Origin of the sequence: Pseudomonas sp. SG-MS2, from assembly GCF_009933855.1 — a bacterium.
Taxonomy (GTDB): Bacteria; Pseudomonadota; Gammaproteobacteria; order Pseudomonadales; family Pseudomonadaceae; genus Aquipseudomonas; species Aquipseudomonas putida_E.
The window spans coordinates 21009-27054 of the sequence record NZ_MOMO01000020.1 but is presented as its reverse complement, the minus strand read 5'-3'; the positions used below and the strand labels follow the sequence as shown (position 1 = coordinate 27054).

Here is a 6046-nt window from a genome sequence, read left to right as displayed (position 1 = left end):
TCGCTGCGCCCTTGCGGTCCGCCTCTTCCTGGGCGAGCGCCGCGTCGGTGGCACGCTGCTCCGGAGAACGCCGGTCGCTGAACACCAGCAGCATGTAGCGGCTGCGGTTGAGTGCGGCGGTAGGAATGGCGCGAACGATGGCGAACGGCTGGCCGGAGTCATGGATCACTTCGTTGACCGTGGCCACCGGGTAGCCGGCCGGGAAGCGCTGGCCCATGCCGGAGCTCACCAGCAAGTCGCCTTCCTTGATGTCAGCCGTGTCGGCAACATGACGCAGCTCCAGACGCTCCGGGTTGCCAGTACCGCTGGCAATCGCGCGCAGGCCGTTACGGTTGACCTGTACCGGGATGCTGTGGGTGGTGTCGGTCAGCAGCAACACTCGTGCGGTGTAGGGCATCAGCTCGACCACCTGGCCCATCAGGCCGCGGGCATCGAGCACCGGCTGGCCAAGGAACACACCGTCGCGCTCGCCTTTGTTGATCAGGATACGGTGGGTGAACGGGTTGGGGTCGACGCCGATCAGCTCAGCCACCTCGACCTTCTCGTTGACCAGTGCAGAGGAGTTGAGCAACTCGCGCAGGCGCACGTTCTGCTCGGTCAGGGCCGCCAGCTTCTGCAGGCGCCCCTGCAGCAGCAGGGCTTCGGTCTTGAGTTTCTCGTTTTCCGCGATCAGTTCGTTACGGCTGCCGAACTGGCCCGCCACGCCTTGCCACATCCGCTGAGGCAAGTCGGTGATCCAGTACGATTCCATCAGTACCAGGCCCATCTGGCTGCGCACGGGCTTGAGCAGGTCAAAGCGCGCATCGACCACCATCAGCGCGACCGAAAGCACCACCAGTACGAGCAGGCGCACGCCCAGCGAAGGGCCCTTGGAGAAAAGCGGTTTAATGGGCCGTTCCTCGTGGACGACTCAGGAAGTCATTGGACATGGGACAACGCACCAGCCTGGTTGCGGGTTGACGGAAGCGGCGCCCCAACGGACGCCAGCCCAACGCATACAGGTAGCACTGCGCGTGCCACCTGTAAACCGGGCGCTCGATCACTCGCTGGAGAGCAGGTCCATCGCGTGCTTGTCCATCATCTCCAGTGCACGACCGCCGCCACGGGCCACGCAGGTCAGCGGGTCCTCGGCAACGATCACCGGCAAGCCGGTTTCCTGGGCCAGCAGCTTGTCGAGGTCGCGCAGCAGCGCGCCACCACCGGTCAGCACCAGGCCACGCTCGGCGATGTCGGAGGCCAGCTCCGGCGGAGACTGCTCCAGGGCGCTCTTGACGGCCTGAACGATGGTCGCCAGCGACTCCTGCAGGGCTTCGAGCACTTCGTTGGAGTTCAGGGTGAAGGCACGTGGCACGCCTTCGGCCAGGTTGCGGCCGCGCACGTCGACTTCACGCACTTCGCCGCCCGGGTAGGCGGTACCGATTTCCTGCTTGATGCGTTCGGCAGTGGATTCGCCGATCAGGCTGCCGTAGTTGCGGCGCACATAGGTGACGATGGCCTCGTCGAAGCGGTCGCCGCCAACGCGGACAGACTCGGCGTAGACCACGCCATTGAGCGAGATCAGGGCGATTTCAGTGGTACCACCACCGATATCGACGACCATCGAGCCACGGGCTTCTTCGACCGGCAGGCCCGCACCGATGGCAGCGGCCATTGGTTCTTCGATCAGGAACACTTCACGGGCACCGGCACCCAGAGCCGATTCGCGAATGGCGCGGCGCTCTACCTGGGTCGACTTGCACGGCACGCAGATCAGCACGCGAGGGCTGGGCTGCAGGAAGCTGTTTTCGTGAACCTTGTTGATGAAGTACTGCAACATTTTTTCACAAACGCTGAAGTCGGCGATGACGCCGTCCTTCATCGGACGAATGGCAGCAATGTTGCCGGGCGTACGGCCCAGCATGCGTTTGGCTTCGGTACCGACGGCGACGACGCTTTTCTGGTTGCCGTGGGTACGGATGGCAACTACCGAGGGCTCATTCAGGACGATACCGCGCTCACGCACGTAGATAAGGGTGTTGGCAGTACCCAGGTCGATGGAGAGATCGCTGGAAAACATGCCACGCAGTTTCTTGAACATGGGAAAGTGACCCTGGGGAAAGCGTGGGTAAAAAAGTGCGGCAAACTCTAACAATGGCAGGGATTTTGGGCAAGGAGCCAATATGTTAAATTGGTCGTTTTTCCGAGCACGCCAGCAGATGATCGCGGCCGTATGACCGCCAGAATGCCGACATGTTCCTCATCACGGACCTTATTCCGTTCTTTGTTTCCCCTGGAGATACCCATGGCGCTTGAACGCTGCGACGTGGAAAAGATCGCCCATCTGGCCCGCCTGGGCCTGAATGAAGGCGAACTGCCACGCATTACCGATGCACTGAACAGCATTCTCGGGCTGGTCGACCAGATGCAAGCGGTCGACACCACCGGCATCGAGCCCCTGGCCCACCCCCTGGAGGCCAGCCAGCGCCTGCGTCCCGACCAGGTCACCGAAAGCAACCAGCGCGATGCCTACCAAGCCATCGCACCAAAGACCGAAAGCGGTCTGTACCTGGTTCCCAAAGTCATCGAGTAAGGGATAGTGCCTGCCATGCATCAATTGACCCTGGCCGAGATCGCCCGCGGGCTCGCCGACAAGTCGTTTTCCTCCGAAGAGCTGACCGGCGCCCTGCTGGCGCGCATCCAGCAGCTCGACCCGCAACTCAACAGCTTCATCAGCGTCACCGAGGAGCTGGCCCTGGGCCAGGCCCGTGCCGCCGACGCCCGTCGCGCCGCCGGTGAGACCGGCGCACTGCTGGGCGCCCCTATCGCCCACAAGGACCTGTTCTGCACCAACGGCGTACGCACCAGCTGCGGCTCGAAGATGCTCGACAACTTCAAGGCGCCGTATGACGCCACCGTGGTCGCCAAGCTGGCCGAGGCCGGCATGGTCACCCTGGGCAAGACCAACATGGACGAATTCGCCATGGGGTCTGCCAACGAATCCAGCCACTATGGCGCGGTGAAAAACCCCTGGAACCTCGAGCACGTGCCAGGCGGCTCGTCCGGCGGCTCCGCTGCGGCCGTGGCTGCCCGCCTGCTGCCGGCGACCACCGGCACCGATACCGGCGGCTCGATCCGACAGCCGGCAGCACTGACCAACCTCACAGGCCTAAAACCGACGTACGGTCGCGTTTCGCGCTGGGGCATGATCGCCTATGCCTCCAGCCTCGACCAGGGTGGCCCGCTGGCCCGCACCGCCGAAGACTGCGCGCTGCTGCTGCAAGGCATGGCCGGTTTCGACGCCAAGGACTCCACCAGCATTGACGAGCCGGTGCCGGACTACAGCGCCAACCTGAATGCCTCGCTGCAAGGCCTGCGCATCGGCCTGCCGAAAGAGTACTTCGGCGCCGGCCTCGACCCGCGCATCGCCGAACTGGTCCAGGCCAGCGTCAAGGAGCTGGAAAAGCTCGGCGCAGTGGTCAAGGAAATCAGCCTGCCGAACATGCAGCACGCAATCCCTGCGTACTACGTGATCGCGCCGGCCGAAGCCTCTTCCAACCTGTCGCGATTCGACGGCGTGCGCTTCGGCTACCGCTGCGACGCCCCCAAAGACCTGACCGACCTGTACAAGCGCTCCCGTGGCGAAGGCTTCGGTGCCGAAGTCCAGCGCCGCATCATGGTCGGCACCTACGCCCTGTCGGCTGGCTACTACGACGCCTACTACGTCAAGGCGCAGCAGATCCGCCGCCTGATCAAGAACGACTTCATGGCCGCCTTCGAAGGCGTCGACCTGATCCTTGGCCCGACCACGCCCAACCCGGCCTGGAAGCTCGGCGCCAAGAGCAGCGACCCGGTCGCGGCATACCTTGAAGACGTCTACACCATCACCGCCAACCTGGCGGGCCTGCCGGGCCTGTCGATGCCAGCCGGCTTCGTCGATGGCCTGCCGGTCGGCGTACAGCTGCTGGCCCCGTACTTCCAGGAAGGCCGCCTGCTCAATGTCGCGCACCGCTACCAGCAGGTCACCGACTGGCACACCCGCGCCCCCAACGGCTTCTGAGGAATTCACACATGCAATGGGAAGTTGTGATCGGGCTGGAAATCCATACCCAGCTGGCCACCCAGTCGAAGATCTTTTCCGGCAGCGCCACCACCTTCGGCTCCGAGCCGAACACCCAGGCGAGCCTGGTTGACCTTGGCATGCCCGGCGTACTGCCGGTGCTGAACCAGGAAGCCGTGCGCATGGCCTGCATGTTCGGCCTGGCGATCGATGCCCAGATCGGCAAGCGCAACGTGTTCGCGCGCAAGAACTACTTCTATCCCGACCTGCCCAAGGGCTATCAGATCAGCCAGATGGACTTGCCGATCGTCGGCAAGGGCCACCTGGACATCGCCCTGGAAGACGGCACCATCAAGCGCATCGGCGTAACCCGCGCGCACCTGGAAGAAGACGCCGGCAAGAGCCTGCACGAAGACTTCAGCGGCTCCACCGGTATCGACCTGAACCGTGCCGGCACCCCGCTGCTGGAAATCGTTTCCGAACCGGACATGCGCAGCGCCAAGGAGGCCGTGGCCTACGTCAAGGCGATCCACGCGCTGGTGCGCTACCTGGGCATCTGCGACGGCAACATGGCTGAAGGCTCGCTGCGCTGCGACTGCAACGTCTCGATCCGGCCCAAAGGCCAGGCCGAGTTCGGCACCCGCTGCGAGATCAAGAACGTCAACTCGTTCCGCTTCATCGAGCGCGCGATCAACAGCGAAATCCAGCGCCAGATCGACCTGATCGAAGATGGCGGCAAGGTGGTTCAGGAAACCCGCCTGTACGACCCGAACAAGGACGAGACCCGCTCCATGCGCAGCAAGGAGGAAGCCAACGACTACCGTTACTTCCCCGACCCGGACCTGCTGCCGGTGGTGATCGAGGACAGTTTCCTCGAAACCATCCGTGCCGGCTTGCCGGAGCTGCCACCGCAGAAGGTCGAGCGCTTCCAGAGCCAGTATGGCCTGTCGGCCTACGACGCCAACGTGCTGGCCTCCAGCCGTGAGCAGGCGGACTACTTCGAGCAGGTGGTGAAGATTGGCGGCGACGCCAAGCTGGCAGCCAACTGGGTCATGGTCGAACTGGGCAGCCTGCTGAACAAGCTGGGTATCGAGATCGACCAGGCACCGGTCAGTGCCGAGCAGCTCGGTGGCATGCTGCTGCGTATCCGCGACAACACCATCAGCGGCAAGATCGCCAAGACCGTGTTCGAGGCCATGGCCGCCGGTGAAGGCGATGCCGACAGCATCATCGAGAGCAAAGGCCTGAAACAGGTCACCGATACCGGCGCGATCGACAAGATGCTCGATGAAGTGCTTGCTGCCAACGCCGAGCAGGTCGAACAGTACCGCGCCGCCGATGAAGCCAAGCGCGGCAAGATGTTCGGCTTCTTCGTCGGCCAGGCGATGAAAGCCTCCAAGGGCAAGGCCAACCCGGGGCAAGTGAACCAATTGCTCAAGGCCAAGCTCGAAGGGTGAGCTTTGTAGGAGCGGCCTCGTGTCGCGAAAGGGCTGCAAAGCAGCCCCAAAGGCTTATGCAGTGACCTGGCCATGGGGCCGCGCTGCGGCCCTTTCGCGACACAAGGCGGCTCCTACAGCCACCGCGCCGCCAAGCGCGCCCAATGGCAGCACCGGAGCATCACCTTGCTAAAAAGATCCATCGCCACCCTGGCCCTGTTTTCCCTGTTGGCCGGCTGCGCCAGCCACGACATCGACCCCCGTGGTTACAACCAGACCGGCACCGCCTCCTATTACGGCGCCCGCCACCACGGCAAACGCACCGCCAGCGGCGAAGCCTTCAACCAGCACGGCCTGACCGCAGCGCATCGCAGCCTGCCCTTCGGCACCCGGGTACTGGTCACCAACCTCGCCAACCAACGCAGCGTGGTGGTCCGCATCAACGACCGCGGCCCGCACACACGCGGCCGGCTGATCGACCTGTCGCGCGCTGCAGCAGAAAAAATCGGCATGATCCGTAGCGGAACGGCGCGCGTGCGGGTACAAGGTCTAAGCGACTGACGCAACGGAGTTC

Annotated in this window: 6 protein-coding genes; 4 read left to right on the top strand and 2 right to left on the bottom strand. The window is 63.8% G+C overall.

Annotated features, from left to right (window positions below):
- On the bottom strand, positions 1-853 hold an 853-nt coding region (mreC, locus tag BLX42_RS01685), incomplete at its 3' end, for a rod shape-determining protein MreC (RefSeq protein ID WP_256671901.1).
- A gap of 186 nt (positions 854-1039) precedes the next feature.
- Complete coding sequence (mreB, locus tag BLX42_RS01680) at positions 1040-2077, bottom strand: rod shape-determining protein MreB (protein ID WP_003255163.1); 1038 nt, start codon at positions 2075-2077, stop codon at positions 1040-1042.
- Between the two features lie 204 nt (positions 2078-2281).
- On the opposite strand from mreB, the gene gatC reads away from it, so the two are divergent.
- From gatC to BLX42_RS01660, 4 genes are all read left to right on the top strand, one after another.
- A complete protein-coding gene (gatC, locus tag BLX42_RS01675) occupies positions 2282-2569 on the top strand; it encodes an Asp-tRNA(Asn)/Glu-tRNA(Gln) amidotransferase subunit GatC (RefSeq protein ID WP_012316094.1) in 288 nt (95 codons plus the stop codon).
- 15 nt (positions 2570-2584) lie between these two features.
- Positions 2585-4036 (top strand): Asp-tRNA(Asn)/Glu-tRNA(Gln) amidotransferase subunit GatA, encoded by a 1452-nt coding sequence (gatA, locus tag BLX42_RS01670; RefSeq protein WP_115273939.1) that lies wholly within the window; start codon positions 2585-2587, stop codon positions 4034-4036.
- 11 nt (positions 4037-4047) lie between these two features.
- Entirely contained in the window at positions 4048-5493 is a 1446-nt protein-coding gene (gene gatB / locus BLX42_RS01665) for an Asp-tRNA(Asn)/Glu-tRNA(Gln) amidotransferase subunit GatB (protein WP_039603446.1), read from the top strand.
- Between the two features lie 165 nt (positions 5494-5658).
- Positions 5659-6033 carry a septal ring lytic transglycosylase RlpA family protein gene (locus tag BLX42_RS01660; RefSeq protein WP_115275495.1) on the top strand — a complete coding sequence of 125 codons (375 nt, stop codon included), beginning with the start codon at positions 5659-5661 and terminating at the stop codon, positions 6031-6033.
- The last annotated feature ends 13 nt before the right edge of the window (positions 6034-6046 follow it).